The organism is Exiguobacterium sp. s127 (assembly GCF_018618695.1).
Classification (GTDB): Bacteria; Bacillota; Bacilli; order Exiguobacteriales; family Exiguobacteriaceae; genus Exiguobacterium_A; species Exiguobacterium_A oxidotolerans.
Genome location: NZ_JACSMO010000001.1, coordinates 101,955 through 120,554 on the forward strand (window position 1 = coordinate 101,955; position 18,600 = coordinate 120,554).

15 protein-coding genes and 1 riboswitch are annotated in these 18,600 nt (G+C 47.0%); of the genes, 6 read left to right on the forward strand and 9 right to left on the reverse strand.

Features of this window, described 5'->3' with window-relative positions:
* Window positions 1-658 precede the first annotated feature (658 nt).
* On the forward strand, window positions 659-3,409 hold the full coding sequence (locus tag KNP98_RS00475; RefSeq protein WP_214810535.1) for a chitobiase/beta-hexosaminidase C-terminal domain-containing protein: 2,751 nt from the start codon (window positions 659-661) through the stop codon (window positions 3,407-3,409).
* A gap of 15 nt (window positions 3,410-3,424) precedes the next feature.
* Here KNP98_RS00475 and KNP98_RS00480 read toward each other — a convergent pair whose 3' ends face one another.
* Entirely contained in the window at window positions 3,425-3,781 is a 357-nt protein-coding gene (locus KNP98_RS00480; protein WP_088837863.1) for a hypothetical protein, read from the reverse strand.
* A 359-nt stretch (window positions 3,782-4,140) separates the two neighbouring features.
* On the opposite strand from KNP98_RS00480, the gene KNP98_RS00485 reads away from it, so the two are divergent.
* A complete protein-coding gene (locus KNP98_RS00485) occupies window positions 4,141-5,019 on the forward strand; it encodes a CAP domain-containing protein (RefSeq protein ID WP_214810536.1) in 879 nt (292 codons plus the stop codon).
* A gap of 717 nt (window positions 5,020-5,736) precedes the next feature.
* Here KNP98_RS00485 and KNP98_RS00490 read toward each other — a convergent pair.
* The 4 genes from KNP98_RS00490 to KNP98_RS00505 form a co-directional block, all read right to left on the reverse strand.
* Window positions 5,737-6,552, reverse strand: a complete 816-nt coding sequence (locus tag KNP98_RS00490) for a MetQ/NlpA family ABC transporter substrate-binding protein (protein WP_088837861.1) — start codon at window positions 6,550-6,552, stop codon at window positions 5,737-5,739.
* Between the two features lie 33 nt (window positions 6,553-6,585).
* Window positions 6,586-7,251: a methionine ABC transporter permease gene (locus tag KNP98_RS00495; RefSeq protein ID WP_214767083.1), complete on the reverse strand. Its 666-nt coding sequence runs from the start codon at window positions 7,249-7,251 to the stop codon at window positions 6,586-6,588.
* Window positions 7,241-8,254, reverse strand: coding sequence for a methionine ABC transporter ATP-binding protein (locus tag KNP98_RS00500; RefSeq protein ID WP_214767085.1), 1,014 nt, complete (start codon window positions 8,252-8,254; stop codon window positions 7,241-7,243). The genes KNP98_RS00495 and KNP98_RS00500 overlap by 11 nt, the downstream gene beginning before the upstream one ends.
* 83 nt (window positions 8,255-8,337) lie before the next feature.
* Window positions 8,338-8,444, reverse strand: a riboswitch (SAM riboswitch).
* 62 nt (window positions 8,445-8,506) lie between these two features.
* The gene (locus KNP98_RS00505; RefSeq protein WP_088837858.1) at window positions 8,507-9,694 is read right to left on the reverse strand and encodes an aminotransferase class I/II-fold pyridoxal phosphate-dependent enzyme; all 1,188 of its coding nucleotides are present in this window, start codon (window positions 9,692-9,694) and stop codon (window positions 8,507-8,509) included.
* A 166-nt stretch (window positions 9,695-9,860) separates the two neighbouring features.
* Here KNP98_RS00505 and KNP98_RS00510 point away from each other — a divergent pair, with 166 nt between their 5' ends.
* Entirely contained in the window at window positions 9,861-11,468 is a 1,608-nt protein-coding gene (locus KNP98_RS00510) for an alpha-glucosidase (protein ID WP_214810537.1), read from the forward strand.
* 648 nt (window positions 11,469-12,116) lie between these two features.
* On the opposite strand, the gene KNP98_RS00515 is transcribed toward KNP98_RS00510, so the two are convergent.
* The 3 genes from KNP98_RS00515 to KNP98_RS00525 all read right to left on the reverse strand — a co-directional run bounded on the left by KNP98_RS00515 (window position 12,117) and on the right by KNP98_RS00525 (window position 14,238).
* Entirely contained in the window at window positions 12,117-12,824 is a 708-nt protein-coding gene (locus KNP98_RS00515) for an MBL fold metallo-hydrolase (protein ID WP_088837856.1), read from the reverse strand.
* Between the two features lie 107 nt (window positions 12,825-12,931).
* Complete coding sequence (locus KNP98_RS00520) at window positions 12,932-13,735, reverse strand: SMP-30/gluconolactonase/LRE family protein (protein WP_088837855.1); 804 nt, start codon at window positions 13,733-13,735, stop codon at window positions 12,932-12,934.
* A 239-nt stretch (window positions 13,736-13,974) separates the two neighbouring features.
* On the reverse strand, window positions 13,975-14,238 hold the full coding sequence (locus KNP98_RS00525) for a metal-sensitive transcriptional regulator (RefSeq protein WP_088837854.1): 264 nt from the start codon (window positions 14,236-14,238) through the stop codon (window positions 13,975-13,977).
* 229 nt (window positions 14,239-14,467) lie between these two features.
* Between KNP98_RS00525 and KNP98_RS00530 the strand changes: the two genes are divergently transcribed.
* From KNP98_RS00530 to KNP98_RS00540, 3 genes are all read left to right on the forward strand, one after another.
* Window positions 14,468-15,013: an RNA polymerase sigma factor gene (locus KNP98_RS00530; protein ID WP_088837853.1), complete on the forward strand. Its 546-nt coding sequence runs from the start codon at window positions 14,468-14,470 to the stop codon at window positions 15,011-15,013.
* On the forward strand, window positions 15,013-15,771 hold the full coding sequence (locus tag KNP98_RS00535) for an anti-sigma factor (RefSeq protein WP_088837852.1): 759 nt from the start codon (window positions 15,013-15,015) through the stop codon (window positions 15,769-15,771). The genes KNP98_RS00530 and KNP98_RS00535 overlap by 1 nt, the downstream gene beginning before the upstream one ends.
* A 170-nt stretch (window positions 15,772-15,941) precedes the next feature.
* The gene (locus KNP98_RS00540) at window positions 15,942-17,984 is read left to right on the forward strand and encodes a putative bifunctional diguanylate cyclase/phosphodiesterase (protein ID WP_088837851.1); all 2,043 of its coding nucleotides are present in this window, start codon (window positions 15,942-15,944) and stop codon (window positions 17,982-17,984) included.
* Between the two features lie 263 nt (window positions 17,985-18,247).
* On the opposite strand, the gene KNP98_RS00545 is transcribed toward KNP98_RS00540, so the two are convergent.
* The gene (locus tag KNP98_RS00545) at window positions 18,248-18,595 is read right to left on the reverse strand and encodes an iron-sulfur cluster biosynthesis family protein (protein ID WP_088837850.1); all 348 of its coding nucleotides are present in this window, start codon (window positions 18,593-18,595) and stop codon (window positions 18,248-18,250) included.
* Window positions 18,596-18,600: the final 5 nt, after the last annotated feature.

Here is an 18,600-nt window from a genome sequence, read left to right on the forward strand (position 1 = left end):
CTTTGTAAAATATTTTGTGTTATATTAAGAAATGTCATGAATCGGGGATGATCACTCATGTGAGAATCTTTAACCCACAATACACAATTTAATAATCAGGTCAGGATTTTTAGACCTTAACTGACAATCGAGTCAGACATAAGTCATCGCTTTTATTTTGTCCTTCTTCTTTAGGGAAGAAGTTGACCCAGCAAGATAAACCTTCCATTCGATACTTTTCAGCTCATCCGAGCGAAACTCTAAAAATCCCAGTAAATGCGTAACCTAATACGCAACTTGATTCTTGCTAAAACGCTTGATTCAGCTGGCGCGGCCAAGGAGCCGTAACAACGAAAGAGAGGTAGGGCTTTCGTCGTTTCAGGTGTTTTGATCACCTGTGTCCTCGATTCCACTGACAACTAATGTAAAAGAAACCAACACGCTGAGAAGGCGTTTTTTTTTATGCCCTTTTTTAACCTGCTAACGGTGGGAAGACATCCATTGATGAGAGTGACTCCAAAAGATAATTATAATAAAAGCGAACGATAAAAATTTGTAAGCGATACCATTATTATCATTTACGAAGGATAACATGTTTTTTTACGAAAAATATACACTTTTCCAAATTATTTCTGATATTATAAAGAAGTGTCAGAAAATTAAATAGGGGGTCAACATCATGAAATACGGAAGTACGTTTGGTAAGTGGGCATTGGTCGGAGCATTAACAGCAGGTATTCTTCCGCAGGCAGGCATCATCGTAGGGGCAGAGGGCGAAGGCGTCATCCTGTCAGAGTACATAGAAGGATCGAGCAATAACAAAGCGATCGAGATTTACAATGGTTCGGGACAAATCATCAATCTCGCTGACTACACACTCGTACAGTATACGAATGGTGGACCGTCTGAATCAAAAATCACGCTTTCCGGAACGATTGACCCGGGGAAAACATTCGTCATTGCAAACTCAAGTGCAAATGCTGACATTAAAGCAAAAGCACAACAAACGACAGGATCACTGAACTTCAACGGTAACGATCCCGTTGCCCTGAAAAAAGGAGATGTCGTCCTCGACATCATCGGACCAGTCGGATCAAGTGCGGATTTCGCGAAAGATACGACGCTCGTCCGTAACACAAACGTGACGACCGGTTCAAAAACATATGAACCGTCACAATGGACAAGCTTCCCGGTCGATACATTAACAGATTTAGGATCACATAAAGCAGTAGCAGGTGATATTCTCGTTGCACCAACGGCTGACCCAGTCGGCGAAGTTGAGCGTGGTGATAAAGTAACGCTTACAGGGGAAGGGACGATTCACTATACAGTCGATGGATTAACACCGACAGTTGAAAGTCCGGTTTACTCAGAGCCGATCACAATTAATGAGGAAATGACGATTCAAGCAGTCGTCGTCAAGAATGGTAAAACGTCAGCCGTTTCGACGTTCAAATATTACATCGCACCACCCCTCACGAAAATCAGCAGTATCCAAGGAATTGCACATTTGTCTCCATACGCCGATCAACTCGTCCGGACGACAGGTGTCGTCACGTATATCGTGGATGCAAACAACTTCTACATGCAGGATCCGAATCCGGATAATAACAGTAAGACATCTGAAGGTATCTTAGTGTATTCGAAAAACCACGGAGCGGCAGTCGGACAAAAGGTCGCGACAACTGGATATGTGAAAGAATGGCTATTAGGTGGATATAGTGATAAAGCGGAGACAGACTTGCCTGTAACAGAGCTCAGTGCTGTCAACCTCGTTAAAGGAGCACTTAACGAAGGATTACCTGCAAGCATCGTCCTCGGTGGGGACGGCGTTTTGATTCCGACGGATGTCGTCGATAACGATGCGTTCGCGAACTTTGATCCGGAAGAGGATGCAATCGACCTGTATGAAAGTGTCGAAGGGATGCGTGTTGCACTTCCGAATGCCATCGTCACAGGTCCACAAGCAAACCGGACGATTCCGGTCCGGACGCAAACAGCAGACAAAGTCTACACGAAACGCGGTACACCAATCTTGACGGCAGACAACGTCAACCCGGAACGTCTCTTCGTCGAGATGGGCAGTTCGTCATACCGTGCGAAATCAGGTGACCGTTTTGAAGGAACGATTGAAGGGGTCATGAGCTACAACTACTCTGCTTATAAAGTCTTGTCAAAAGCAGCTGATCTTCCGAAACTCGTCACGAGTGAAATTGATCGTCAACCGACGAACATTGAAACAGGAGAGTCACGTTTGACGGTCGCATCGTATAACGTCGAAAACTTTGCTTCGACAGCAGACGCCGGGAAAGTTGATCGTGTCTCGGAAGGGATCGCGACGTTCCTTAAAACACCGGACATCGTTGGTTTGACAGAAATGCAAGATAACGATGGTGCAGTTGATAGCGGAACAGTCGATGCATCCAAATCATTTGAAACATTGATTGCCGCAATTGAAGCGAAAACTGGCGTTAAGTATGCGTATACAGACATCGCACCAGAAGATAAAAAAGATGGTGGACAGCCAGGCGGAAACATCCGTGTCGGCTTCTTGTATAACCCGGAGCGCGTCTCACTTGCACCAGGTAAAAAAGGAACGGCAACAGAAGCGGTTTCGGTCGAAAACGGCAAGTTGACGAGTAACCCGGGACGGATTCAACCGCTCGACCCGAACTTCGCAAGTTCACGGAAGCCACTCGTCGGGGAATTCCTCTTCAAAGGGGAGTCGTACCATGTCATCGTCAACCACTTTAACTCTAAAGGTGGCGACGGAGCAGACTTCGGTAAAAATCAACCGGTCGTACGTAAGAGCGAAGTACAGCGTCATGCGATTGCGACAATCGTCCAAGATTTCGTCAATGAACTCGAAACAGAAGTCAAAGACTCGAATGTCGTTGTTCTTGGTGACTTGAATGACTTCCAGTTCTCGAAAACACTCGACATCCTCAAAGGAAAGAACTTGTGGAACACGGTCGATGATCTTCCGAAATCAGAACGTTACTCGTATGTCTATAATGGTAACGCACAAGTACTCGATCACATCCTAATCTCGAAAAACTTAAAATCGTATACGTCTTCTGACATCGTCAACATCAACTCGGATTATATGGAAGCGGACGGAAGTGCGAGTGACCACGATCCAGCCATTATTTCAATTCAAGGTGCTGAGAGTGCCGTTCCTGTTAGAGGAAAAGCCGAAATTGGAAAATGGCGTGCTGTTCAAAAAGGAAAGCACATCGTCATTGAACGAAAAATTGCAAAGCGTTGGTTGAAAGTGAGTGAAACACATGGTCAGCAACAAGGTGAATTACTCGAACTTCGTGTTTCGAAAGGCCTGCCATACATTCTCGTGAAGACGAAAAAAGATGGGCAGAATTGGCTTGAGCTTTCAAAACGCTACAAATTAACGACTTCTGATAAATTTCAATAAATCAAAAAAGCGGACTTAGCGGTCCGCTTTTTTTTGTGTTCGGATAAAAAGAGATAGGAAGGAAAGGGTACTGATTGAAAAGGTGAGGAGCAGGGCAGTTTCAAGAGGAAGAATCCGGAACATATACATGAAGTGGATGATGATTAAGGTAATAATCGTGGCAAGACCGACGATAAAGTTCTTCCGTAATAAGTTTCCGACACCCGGGACGAGCAGTTCGAATCCGAGACGTTGGCTATAGTGAACTTCGTCATGTGCGTTCGCGAGACTAAAGGAGACCGTCAACACAACGAGAATCATCCAACCTGAAAACAAGTACTGCTGAATCGCGAGAAACGTAATCGATTCATAGATAAAGTAGAGAAGAATCATGGCATACTCCTTTTGATGGATATTATATGGACAAACACGTATTTTTTTTCCTTACGATTCCTAATATTAGCTAGGTGATGAAAGAACGGCAATAAGATTTGCAAAGAATGAAAATAAAAGAATGTTCACACATTTCAACAAGAGGGGAAAATAGTTCATTTTCTGTACGATAATGAAATGAGAATGGCTTCGGACTAAGTTGTCAGACCTTTAAAGGCGATGTTACTAAAATGTGTCTGTGTTGTGAACAAGTCGAATGAATCATGTGATTTTCTTAGAATGGATACTCTGACTGTTCGAACGGTTCAATTTCTTTTAAAATAAGGGTAATGCAAGAAAGAAGGAGGCGGACCAGCAGGATGAAAAAAGTATTAGTCCTCGGGGTAATAGCATTTGCTTTCTTTGGTTGCGAAAGCGTTCCAATCGAACAAGCGGAGGCGGAGTACCCGAAAAGTGGGGGAAAGCTGATTGATGCATATACAAGTGAGTACCCGGGATACAAGTGGGAAGTCAGACGGACAGCGACAGAGGAGTTTGTCGCACTGACGAAAGACGGGAAAGATTACGGGAAGTATCGTTTCCGGGACGGCGTGACGACGCAAGGCGCGACGTTAAATAAAGATACGGAAGCGACGCTTGCGAAAAAAGGCTGGAAGGTCGTCAAGTCCTATCGAAAGGGAAATACGAACTACATGCTGAACCTTGATCACGCAGCCGTCTATGAAAAGAACGATAACTACGTGACGTATTTCTTTGATCAATATGATAAAAATCGCGTCAAAGCAACACTGGCGATTCCGAAGGACGTCGAAGCGAAAAAAGAAGGGTTCTATGGTGCTGCTTCAAAAGCATTACGGACGACGGATGAGAAATTGATGTTACGCCTGATGAACTGGGAACGTGCCGAATACAAGAAACCTGCATTGTCGCCGTATACAGCATTAAAACCGGTCACGCGCGGACACAGTGAAAACATGGCGGAGAATAACTTTTTCTCGCATACGGATCCTGAAGGCCGTGACCCGTTCGCCCGGATGAAGGCAGAAGGCATTCGCTTCTCGATGGCGGGTGAAAACTTATCGATGGGGTATCCAAATGTCTTCACTGCTCACTGGGGATTGATGAACTCAAAAGGGCATCGTGAGAACATCATGCAAAGCGGCTTCAAACAAGCGGATGTTGGAGTGGCGTTTAGAAAAGATGCACCGTACTTTACGATTAACTTTAGAACACCGTGAAAATAGCACGAACTAAAGTAAAGCCTAGGTTCTCGTCAATGGGAACCTAGGCTTTTTGGTTTGTCTTGAGTCCCGGGAAACGTGATATCTTACGAATCAAAAAACGTAGGTGGTTGATATAAGTGGTACGAAAGATTCTTACTTCCCGTGCTTTCCTCGGGCGAGGCGCAAGCCGTTGCCTCTTTCCCTTACAGGTCAAGATGCAGGGTCTCGCCTGCCTCTGACAGCGCAAGCGCGACCCTGCAGTGAAACGAAGCGGCGCGAAGGCTTGCCGCTCGGAGACGATTTGGGAAGGATGGGCGACGCATTCTACGAATCAGAAAATATGTGGTGTCAGTCGGTGGAAATGAATGTTAAGAGGCGAAAAGATTCATGCTTCTCGTGCTTTCCTCGGACGAGGCGCAAGCCGTTGCCCCTTTCCCTTACAGGTCAAGGTGCAGGGTCTCGCCTGCCTCTGACAGCGCAAGCGAGCCTTGCGCTTTTTCCCGTAGGAGTCACGTGGAAGCAAATCTTTTTAGGCTTTCTAATGGAAGAAGACCTGAGAAAGGCTGCGATTCGGGAAGGAGCGACGAGTAACAGAGATACTATCGAAAAAACGGACGGCCCACCCCTGTTGTTGAAAGGAGGTGGAGCCGTCCGGTTCTTTTTTATATCATTTATCTTCGGGGAGTAGGCAAGACAAAGGTCTTTCTGTAAAAGTGACACAGACGCTGCCGCTCAATTCGCCCAGTCCGGTTTACTGAATCCTTTGAATGATTTTTCGATCACTTCATTAAAGTCATCCGATTTGACGACAGCGGTCAAGTCTTTGGCCAGTTGTTTGTCTTCGTCACTTGTCTTAACAGCGACTAAGTTGCGGTACTGCTCGTTCATCGTCTCGAGTGCGAGTGCATCGAGTAAGTCGAACTTCGCAGCAAGTGCGAAATTTCCGGGAACAGCTGAAATATCAACACTTTCGACAGCGCGTGGGAGCTGAGCGGCTTCAAGCGGTTTGATGACGAGTTTCTTTGGATTTTTGATGATGTCCTTTTCTGAGACGGTCAATGGATCGGTATCTGCTTTTAGTTCAATCCAACCTTGATCCGCTAACAGGTTTAAAGCACGTGCCTGGTTCGTCGGGTCATTGGGTGTTGCGACTTCAGCACCTTCTTTGACATCGTCCAACGTTTTATAGGACTTGCTGTATAATCCCATCGGTGCCGTTGGGACGGTGATCAGCCCTGTGAGATCGAGATTTTTTTCTTTCGCAAACGTTTTTAAATAAATCGAGTGCTGGAACAGGTTGGCATCGATATCACCGCTCCCGAGGGCAAGGTTCGGTTGAATGTAATCACTGAATTCGACGATTTCGACGTTGTAGCCTTTCTTTTCGAGTCCCGGTTGAATCGCTTCTTTGACCATATCGCTATACGGACCACTCGTCGCCCCGATTTTGATGGACTTCGTTTCTTCATTTGCACTGCTGTCACCGCATCCGGCTAAGATGCTTGCTCCTAATAATCCTGTTGCTAAAAAGGCATAGCGTTTTTTCATCTTAATCTCTCCCTTGCGTTCTCTATTTGTAAGTTATCGTTTATCGGCGACACGTGCGAACCGGTTGCCGAGTGCCTGAATGACTTGAATGATGACGACAAGCACGACGATCGTCATGATCATGACGACGTTATCGTACCGGTAATAACCGAACCGGATCGCGAGGTCACCAATTCCGCCGCCACCGACGATCCCTGCCATCGCTGAGAATCCGATCAGGCTGATCAAGGTCAACGTCAAGCCTTGAATGATTCCGGGCAATGCTTCCGGAAGGAGAACACTGATAATGATGCGAAGCGGTTTCGCCCCGCACGCTTCTGCTGCTTCAATCAAACCGGGTGGAATCTCACGGAGTGAGGTTTCGACGAGTCGGGCGAGAAACGGAATCGCGGCGACGCTCAAGCTGACCGAGGCGGCAGCGGGACCGATCGTCGTCTTCGTGATGAGTTGCGTCAATGGAATCAAAGCAACGAGTAGGATGATGAATGGTAACGAGCGGACGATGTTGATGGCGAAGTCCAACGTCGTTCGAATGAAGACGTTTTGGAAAAAGAGTCCGCGGTCGGTGATGAATAATAAAATCCCGAGTGGAATTCCGATGATGATGGCGAAGGCGAGTGAAATGCCAACCATGAAGGCCGTCTCTCCGAGTGCTTTCGTTAAGTCGGGAAGCATTGTCGTAAACCGGTCAAGCGACATCTTGAATCACCTCGATTGCGTGCAACTGTCCCTCGAGCCAGGTTAAGGCACGATTCACGTGCAGTGTCGGTCCCGTCAAACTGACGATTAAGACGCCAAACGCGACGTCCTGAATGTAGTCGACCTTCCCATGCAGGATGCTGACTGCGATATCGAATTGTTTGATGGCTTCAGATAAGGTACTCTCACCTGTTTTTTCACCCGTGAACTGAAGTCGAATGACTTTGCCGGGTGTCGTCCGTAAAATCCGTTCCGGTAACTCGATTTGGAGTGCCGTATCGACGTAATGTTTTGTGACCGGATGTTCGGCTTGACTAAATATGGCGTAAGTCGAAGCGACTTCGACGACTTCACCGTGCGCCATGACGGCAACGCGGTGACAAATTTGTTTGACGACGTCGATTTCGTGGGTGATGAGGATGATCGTCAAACCGAGCCGGGCGTTCAAATCTTTCAGTAAATCGAGAATCTGGAGCGTCGTCACGGGATCGAGCGCTGATGTCGCTTCGTCACAGAGTAAGATGTTTGGATTGTTGGCGAGCGCTCGTGCGATGCCGACGCGTTGTTTTTGTCCACCACTGAGTTGGCTCGGATAGTTCGTCTCGAATCCTTCGAGTCCGACGAGTGCCGTTAATTCTTGAATCCGTTTCGGGAACTCACGCCGTTTGACACCGGCAGCCTTTAAGGCGAACTCGATATTGTCGGCAACGGTGCGGGACTGAATCAGTTGAAAGTGTTGAAAGATCATACCGACCCGGAGACGGAGTTTGCGGAGAGACGTTTTGGAGACACGTGATAGATTGGCTCCGTCTACTATGACCGTACCGCTCGTCGGTGTCTCGAGCCCGTTAATCAACCGTAAGAGTGTACTTTTTCCGGCGCCGGATTCACCGATGATGCCGAATATTTCCCCTTGTTCAATCGTTAAGTTGACATCGTTTAATGCAAAAATCGGTGTGCGGTCACGGACGAATTGTTTTGTGATGTGTGCGAACTCAATCATGATGTTTCCCTCCCGATACAAAAAAATCGCTTTTTTCCAGTTAGAGAGCAACCAGAAAAAAGCGACGAAGTGTAGAATTTCGTAACTTATCTCTCAGAACAAAAGAAGTTCTGTAGGATGTGGCACCGTTCCATTACTGGTGGTTGCCGGACGTCGTTGGGCCTAATCCCTCGGTCGCTCTCGATAAGTAGCTATGCTGTTGGGATTTACTTTAACGGAAATGATTCCCATCTGTCAAACGTTTTTTCAGAATTATTCGGCAACGGCGGTTTGGAAGAGCTGAAGGGTCCCGATTCGCTTGACAGCCTCGACGAGTCGGTCGACATCGGCAATCAGACTGATCCGGACGTAACCTTCACCGTATGTACCAAAGAAATGACCCGGTGTCACGGCGACATGCGCTTCGTCGAGCAGGTGATCGGTGAAGCTTTGGGACGTGAAGCCGGACGGAACAGGGAGCCAGACGAAGAACGAACCGCCGGGAACCGGTCCGTCCCAGCCGATTTCGTTTAATGCACCGAACAACGCATCGCGTCGCGTCTCATACAAGGCGCTCAGTTCACGGACACATGTCTGATCGCTTGAAAGTGCGACCGTCGCTGCATGCTGGATCGGTGTGAAGGCACTGACGTAAAGGTGTTCCTGGTATGTTTCGATGCTCGCGATGACGGACGGATTACCGATTGCAAAGGCAATCCGGAAGCCGGACATGTTGAACCGTTTAGAGAGTGAAAACAACTCAATCCCGACATGCTTAGCGCCTTCCGTCTGGAGGAAACTCCGCGTCGGACCATCGAAACTGATCCCGCCGTACGCTAAGTCATGGACGACGCAAATGTCATGTGCATCAGCGAACGCGACCGTTTGTTCAAAAGCCGCTGCCGTCGCTGTCGCACCGGTCGGATTACTCGGATAGTTGAGGAACAACATCCGGGCTCGTTCGACGTCAAGCGAATCGAGGAGATCATAGTCAGGCAAAAAGCTATTTTCAGCGAGAAGCGGAAGCGTGATCGGATACGCACCGGCAAGTGCTGCGCCTGATAAGTAATCCGGGTAACCTGGATCCGGGACGATGACCCCTTCACCGGGATTGACGATCGTCTGCGGAAGGGCGACGATGCCGGCCTTGCTTCCGAGTAAAATCGCGACTTCTGTCGCCGGATCAACCGACACGCCAAATTCTGATTCATAAAAATTAGCGACGGCCTGTTTTAAGAAATCATGTCCGCGAAACGGCGGGTATTGGAGATTACTTGCATCATCGATGGCTTGTTTTAAAGCATCGAGAATATGTACGGGTGTCGTTTGGTCCGGTGTTCCTTGACCTAGCGTGATGACGTCGTGTCCTGCGGCTTTGACGGAACCGATCCGTTGGGCAAGTTCTGCGAAGACGGGATCGGGCAAGCGATCGATGGCGATCGATGGGGCGAAATGTTTCATCTCTGTTCCTCCTTCAGGTATTGTCGTCAAGAATAGCGAATTTTCAGTCAAAATGAAAGAGGTTTTTTAAAATTCCTTAAAAATTAGAAGAACATTCCAATTTCAGACGATGTTCTTGATACACTAGACAAGTAATCGATTGACTACTAGACGGGAGATGGAAAAGATGAATCGGACCTGGTGGAAAGAAGCCGTCGTTTATCAAGTGTACTGGCGGAGTTTTAACGACTCGAATGGAGACGGGATGGGGGACTTGCGGGGCGTGATTGAAAAGCTCGACTACATCGCCTCACTGGGGGTGGATGTCATTTGGCTTAACCCCTGTTATACATCACCTGATATCGACAACGGTTACGACATCGCTGACTATTACGGCATCATGGAGAAAGCCGGCACGATGGCAGATTTGGACCAGCTGATTGAATCGGCGCATGCGCGCGGCTTAAAAATCATTCTCGATCTTGTCGTCAATCATACAAGTCATCAACATCACTGGTTTGAGGAGTCGCGCCGTGATCAAACGAATGATAAGTCAGATTGGTACATTTGGCATGACGGGGAAAAAGGAACACCACCAAACAATTGGCGGTCGTATTTTGCGCCGAGTCCATGGACATGGGATGAAGGACGGCAACAGTACTATTTTCATTCGTTTGCGTCAGAACAACCTGATTTGAACTGGGAACAGCCTGCCGTCCGTCAAGCTGTCTACACGATGATGCGATGGTGGATTGACCGAGGCATCGATGGTTTCCGGATGGATGTCATTAACTTGATTAAAAAACGAGCGGCGTTTGACGATGTGGAGGATCCGTTTGACTTGTCCTACTTAGGCAATCAACCGGGAGTCCATGAATTTTTACAGGAGATGCATCAGGAAGTTCTTGCGGGGAAAGACTTGTTTACGGTCGGGGAGATTCCGTTTGTCGGTCCCGAAGACGGGCTGTTATATGTCAGCGAAGAACGTCAGGAGTTACAGACGTTGTTTCATTTCGAAGTCGCCGATGACATGGAAGAAATGGACCTGCTGCGGTATAAACAGATTCAAAAACGGTGGTATGATGCGCTGTACCCGAAAGGCGTCGCTTCACAATTTTTGAATAATCACGATCATACAAGACAAGTCACGCGCTTCGGTAGCGAGTGCTATCGTGTCGAGAGCGCCAAGTTACTCGGCTTGATGCTACACACGTTACCGGGTATCCCATATGTCTATCAAGGAGAAGAAATCGGGATGACGGGTATTCGTTTCTCGGATGCTTCTCTGTACCAAGACGTCGCCTTCCGTAATCGTTACGAGGAGCGCGTCGCAGCGGGAGAGCCGAGTGGCACTGTCTTGTCATCGATGCAGCTACGGGCGCGGGATAATTCGCGGACACCGATGCAATGGGATGATAGCCGGGCAGGCGGATTTACGACAGGGGAACCATGGATGACGGTCAATCCGAACTATAAAACAATCAACGTGCAGGCAGCTGAACAGGATCCGCAATCGGTTCTCGTGTTTTACCGGGAGTTGATTCAATTACGAAAAGAACATCCTGTCATGGTGTATGGCGTGTATCGTGATTTGGCGATTCAGGATCCTTATCTTTACGTATATGAACGGGAATTCGAAGGGGTGACGTGGCGAATCGTCTTGAACGTCCATGATGAACAGGTCGAAACGACATTCGCCTTACCGAATGAACAGTTACTTCTCTCGAACTATGAAGAGAGTGCAAGTAAGATCTTGCAGCCCTATGAGGCACGCCTGTACCAAACGAGTCGGTGAAATAGTGAAGGGTCTCATCTTAGGAAAATACAAGAAAATGACACGCTAGAAAAGTGCCGTGGTTTTGAGGAACATTCTGATCGAGGGTCATGACAAGAGCTAGGTCCCGCTGATTTCGAACGGGCTGATGAAAAAAGAAGGAGCTGACTCAAGAGTCGCTCCAATATCAATCAGAGTGACAGACGGTTTTGTTATCCTCACCGCGAATCGCGCTACCTTTTCCCACAGGGGTCGAGGATGAATATTCCCGTCCTCCATTAAGCAAATGGCCGATGACCCACTTTTGACGGGATCATCGGCCATATCTATACAAATGTTTATTGTTTCAGATAGTTGAGTGTTTGACTGAGATACGTATGGAAAAGTCCTGATTCCTTTTAATCGAGAGTGGTTCCCGCTTTTGAGTCAGACCCTTTGAGCGTGTAGAAAAACGTGTGCGAGAAGTGAATACGCTATGTCTAGATGCGATCAGTTCCTCGTCTCGTCTTCAAAGCGACAGGGGCGCGAACGATTGCTTTTTTCGGTTTAATGCGATTCAAGACGGATTGCGCTCTAAATCGGCTGCATGAATTGTCTATACTTACGCTTTTACCTCCCGCACTTCCTGCTTTTTAAGCAAGGTAAAGGGTTCGGTAGATTGTTGTGGGATCAGCGTTTTAACAATTGTTCAAACCGATCGACAGCTTCACGCATTTCATAGCTCGGTGCGAGAACGAGAGGACCATGTCCAGTCGCAAGGATGTCGGGCGTCAGTTCCGTCAATTGATGGGCGGACTTCAAGGCGACGTCTTTATCCCAAGTCGCGAGAGCAGGGAACGGGAACTGCCAGCGCGTATCGCCGGAAACAGCGATTCCGCCTTGTGTTTGGAAGGCATCTCCGGCAATCAACGTCCGACTGCCTTCATGCCATAAGGAAATCGAGCCCGGGGTGTGCCCGGGAGACGTAATGACGCTCAGGCTTCCGACTTGTTGGCCGCTTTCAAGCAGACGGTCTGGTCGTGTCTTGATGTTTTTCGGGATGCCCCCTTTTAAGGGTGTCGTCTCTCCTTCACGAAGCGATTCGTCACCGCTAAGAAGCGCTGCGTCGCGGTAACTGATTGCCACTTCGGCGAGTGGAAAGGCATTCGCTAAGAAGTCGAGTGAACCGACATGATCAGCGTGGGCATGCGTCAAGATGATGGAACGTAACGGTTTGTGATGGGACTTGATGACGCGATGGATTGCTTTGGCGTTCAGTGAAATCCCGGTATCGATCAAGGTCAGGCTGTCGGCTTCTTCAAAAAGGTAGCAGTTGACCGGGAAAAAAGATGGTGTCGTCTGTAATTGATGGAGTCGTTCAATCGTTGAGATTCGCATAGCGTTTCACTCCCTCGTTAAAATAATCATCGATACTTTAGTATCACCTGTTTTAGTACAGGCGTCTACAAAAAAACTCCTCGACTGGACCGAGGAGTAAACAAAAATTAATACGTGACTTCGAAGACGGCACCAGCATGCGCAGAGTCGTCTCCATCTGCCGCTGTCGTGACGAGCAGACGATCTTCATAAGCGATTGGGCACGTCGGATTTGCAACCGGGAAATCGATGTGTGCGAGCTTCTCGCCCGTTTCAAGATTCCAACGTGTAATGCAAGAACCGGCGTAATGCGCGATGAAGACATGTCCATCCCGGTCTTTCGTCATGCCGTCCGGAAAACCATCTTCTTCTTCTAAATCGATTGCTACGCGACGATTCGTCAAGGGTTGATCGGGTGCATAGTCAAAGGCGTAGACTTTTTTAGTCGGTGTGTCGATATGGTACAGCGTCGTTCCGTCCTCTGACCAGACGAGACCATTTGAATTCGTGAGTCCATCATGCAGAACATCGATTGAGCCATCGTGACGCAAACGGTAGAGACTGGCCGTTTCCCCGTCCTCTTCATTGATGCTACCGGCTACATACTGTCCAAATGGATCGAGTTTACCGTCGTTCATTCGATCCGAGTCGGGCATCGTCAACTTCGTTTCGAGTGAGAGATGACCTTCTTTCAGATCGAATGTTCCGAAACCATGTTCTGAAGTCACCCGGAGAAAATCAGGGGCATCGGTTAAAGCGATTGAAGTGATCGCGCTCGGGACTTGAAACGGCTTCAAGGCCTCGGTCGTCAAATCATATGAAAAGAACAGCTTGTTTGGAATGTCAACGAAATAAAAGCGTTTCGTTTTGGCGTCATAGACAGGCGATTCGCCTGTTTTACATGCTACATCAATAAAAAGTGAGACTGTCATATATGTTCCTCCTACGTGTGGTCTTGCTTGAATCAATCAAGTGAAGATAAATTACCATTGCTATCTTAATGAAGAGAGTGATATGAGTCGTTTGTGTCGTGATCTAAAATGAATCATAGTATCCACAGTAAATGTACCTGTTTTACTTTAATCTAAAACGTCCGCTCGAAAATTCAATCGATTCTATTAAAAAAGGTCTTCAGCTCGGAAGTTTACCGAAATGAAGACCATCCTTTAAATTAACGGCTTTTGACAAGAAGACTGACAGCTTCCTTAACTAAGTCTTCTGTTTGTCCCTCACCACTGGCTTCAGCCTCTTTGACACATTCAATCAAGTTTGAGCTAACGACGACACCAATCGTCCGGTCCATTGCTGACCGTGCAGCGGATAACTGAGTGATGACGTCACGACAATCTTGACCTTCTTCCATCATCCGTAAGATACCGCGCAATTGTCCTTCAATCCGACTGACCCGATTTTTCATCTTTTGATCGTAATCCATTCGTTTTCCTCCATTCTAAGGTGCAACACGTATTCTCGATACCTTCATGCTATGCCCATCATGGTATTTCTGTCAATTCAATCGATTTTTCAGCTATATTTTTTGATAGAACAGGGAATATGGATGTGGTGGAGAAAAATAATCAAAATAACGAAAGAAAACTAAAACGATTTTGCGTCAGCTTGCGTATACTATATGATAAGGCTGACTAATCACAAGGGGGAGAAGGATGCATACTCAATCCGATGAATCGCTTTATCATCAGATGCGTGGAGGAGATGAACAGGCTCTTGAAACGTTATATGATAAATACGAGAGGCTGTTGTTTTCATTCGCACATCGCTTTACGAACAACGATCGATTATCTGAAGAAGTTATTCAAGAAGTCTGGATGAAGATATGGAATGGACGTGTTGACTTCAACACGGAGAAAGGAAAGTTCTCTTCGTGGGTGTTGACGATTACCCGAAATGCTGCGCTTGATTGTTTGCGGCGTGAAAAGCGACAACCGACAATTGAAATTGAAGAACGAGACGGTGGGTTTGATGAACCGGTCGAACGAACGGTCGTCGAACGGGAAACGGCTTCTGAAGTACGTGAAGCGGTCCAAGCATTGAAACCGGAGCAACAAGAATTAATTGAGCTCGTCTATTTTAAAGGGTTAACGCAACAACAAATCTCAGATCAGCTCGAATTGCCCCTCGGAACGGTGAAGACGAGGATAAGGAGTGCGATTCAAGCGTTACGAAAATTATTGGAAGGGAGGGAACGTTGATGGAAGAACGTTGTCATGAATTAATTGATTACTTTAATGGAACGTTATCTGCAGCCAATCGAGACGCGTTCGAAGCACATCTTGCGACTTGTGACGACTGCAAGCAGGCGCTACAAGAAATGGAAGAATTGATGCTTCCCATCGCGGAATCACTTCCAGAACGACCGGTACCGGCTGGGATGAAATCAAGAATCTTAGGAGAAGTCCTTGCTTCGTCAAACGAGACGGATCAAGAAGCTCCTAACAATGTGAAAACAACACAGCCGACACCGGAACATGCCTCGGAACTCGAGACAAAACGTGCGAAAAAGCAAACGAGACGAAAAGTCCCGCTCGGTTGGTTAATGAGCATTGCAGCGGTTCTCTTATTATCGCTTGGAGCGAACGCCTATTTCTTAGCGCAAGATGAACCAGAACAAACAGAAGCGTTAGCGCTGGATGAAGTGAACGGCATGGGAAACTTCGAGAGTACGGCTTCGATTCAAGGATCGAGCATGATCTTTACGAAAGACGATAAAGAATACATGCTCGTTCAATTGAAAGACTTGCCACCGCTTAAAGAAGGCGAGTTGTATCAGATGTGGACGATTCAAGGCGATCAAGTACAGGCGAACGGAGTCATCGAACAAGATGGTCAAGCAGCAGCAGTCTTTGCACTCAAAGGCAGTGGAAAGATTGATGCCGTCGCGATTACGGTCGAACCTGAACCAGATTTAGAACAACCAACCGGAGCAGTCATTGCATCCGCTACACTATAAGAGAAGAAATGTCGAGGGATCCACAAATGTGGGTCTCTTTTTTGTATATTTCGTACAAAAAAGTCGAAAAACACATCAAACTGTATAAAAATTCGAAACAGTACTGAAAGAAATGACGAATTAAGACGATACTAATAGGAATGTCAGTCAAAAAGAGAGGCACTTACACAATGAATGAATGGATCATACTACCGAAACACTATGAAGAGGCACTGGTCATCCTATCGGTTATCGTCGCCATTGTCGGATCCTACGCCTCGCTTGAACTCAATCGACGCTTGGCTAAAGCGACATCTTTAAGAAAACGAACACTGCTTCTTTCATCATTGACGATGGGGTTATCGATTTGGGGCATGCACTTTATTGGAATGGGTGCATTCGAATTATCGGTCGCGGTCAATTATGACTGGGTCCTGATGTTACTCTCGGTCGTACCCGCGATCACGGCTGCATGGATTGCCTTTTATTTATTATATTATTCTGCGATTACGCGTAAAAAAGTCGTGCTTGCAGGTTCACTCATCGGGATTGGAATTACAATGATGCATTACCTGGGGATGGCCGCGATGCAGTTTGGGGGAGATATCCGTTATGACATCGGCATCTTCACTCTTTCAGTGTTGATTGCCGTGACGGTTGCCTATGTGGCGCTATTATTGCTCTATATGACGCGCCATGTCGACAAAAAACGCATTTTAATCCCTGTCGCGACATTGATGGGCTTAGCCGTATCAGCGATGCATTACGTAGGCATGCTCGGAACGACATTTTGTATCCCGGCTGATTCCACTACCGTTTTATCAAATGACCCGATCACGTCGAACATCTTGAGTGAAGTGGCGATTCCAATCTTTATTTTAATCATCTTGATCACGGGACTCTACATCCACTTGGAACGACGTGCACTTCAAATGATGGCCTATACGGACCATTTGACGGGGCTGCACAATCGGCGCTGGCTTGACCATCACATGATGAAGGTGGATGGACAATACAACCGCTCGAAACAAACGATGGCGATGGCGTTGATTGATTTAGACGGCTATAAATGGATTAATGACACATTCGGTTTTGATCAAGGGGATACGATCATTCGTCAGTTCGCAGATCGGATTAAAGAAATCCTAGGTGAAGAAGAAACCTGTATCCGCTATAACGGAACACAGTTTTTCTTGATTAAACAAGTCGATACGGAACAACTTGAGGCTTCATTTAATCAAGTGCTCGAGCAAATCCGTCAACCGATGCTCCTTGAAAATCAAGAGATTCATTTAACTGCGACGATTGGTGTCATCTTGCCGAATCCAGAAGAAACGTTAGAGATGCGGATTGGTCAGATGGAGAGTGCCTTACGGGCTGGAAAAAATGAAGGGCGCGATCGGTTTGTTTTATATGATGAATTGATTCACTCGGATCGACGGGAACAGTTGATCGTCGGTTCACTCCGAAAGGCGATGACCGATTACAAAGAATTTAATCTCGTCTATCAGCCGAAGATTGCGTTAGCGACAGGGAAGGTCGAACAAGCAGAGGTCCTGATTCGGTGGAACCATCCGAAACTCGGCTTCATCTCACCGGCCGAGTTCATTCCGATTGCTGAAAAGTACAGCTTGATTCATCGACTGACAGAATGGGTCTTGAAGGAGACGGTCCACCAGATGGAGTTGTGGAAAAAGGAGGATCACTTCATTCGTCAAGTGTCGGTCAACTTATCAGCGATGCACTTCCGGTCCGAGTCTCATAATTCAATGATTAAAGAGATTGTCCATCATTCACTCGAACGCGGGGGAGAGCTTCATCTTCAACTCGAAATTACGGAAACCTCTGTCATGGAAAACTTGGAACGGGCCCTGATGATGCTTGGTGAACTGAAACAGTTGAGTCTGACGATTGCTTTGGATGACTTCGGAACAGGGTTGTCTTCATTGACCCACTTGAAGCACTTACCAATCGATATCTTAAAGATTGATAAATCGTTCATCGATGAGGTTCCGCATGACGAGCGGGGCACGGCCATCACGGAAATGATCATTCAATTAGCGAAAAGTCTCGGAATTGAGGTCGTGGCGGAAGGTGTCGAAACACTCGAACAACACGAATTTTTAAAACGCCTCGGCTGTGATTATGGACAAGGGTATTACTATAGCCGTCCGATGAACGTCAAGGACTTGGATCAGCAGACGATTGAGCGTACAGTACGTGATGTCGGCTAAAAAAATGTTGTTTTTTAAATCCAATCACGGATTGGTTACGTAAGCTAGATAAGCACGCCGGCATGATGCGTGCGAAGATATGGGGGACGAAAAACGTATTGGTAGTAGGTTGATCGGGCGGAAAAACCTACTCGACTCGTGTACGATGCAGACAGAACTCTAGTACATTTTATAGATGACCGTGACTCTGTAATCAACGCAGCCTCTGTCTGTCCAACTATTACAAAAGGCAGCTTCCACAAGGGAGGCTGCCTTTTTTGTACTTACCGATTCGGTGTCAACTGACAGCCGGTATGATCGGTCACAAGAACATTCGTATTGAAGTATTGTCCGTCGCTTTTTAAAATCAGTGATTTTGATTCTTCTTTATAATCGAGTGTCATGTCTTGATCGAGAAAGTGACTCGACCAACGTTTGACGAGGACGGGACCGACATTTGAATCAATCGTCATATCTTCGTCAGTCGCCGACTCGACGAAACGGATACTGAAGATACCGGAGTTTCCACAACCGCATCCTTCTGTGTCGTAATAAAGATGAAGCTGTCCTTTAATGTCACCGCGCAATTGTTCAATCCGGTCAAGTGCGGGACGTGTAAATGTGATGTTCATGACAA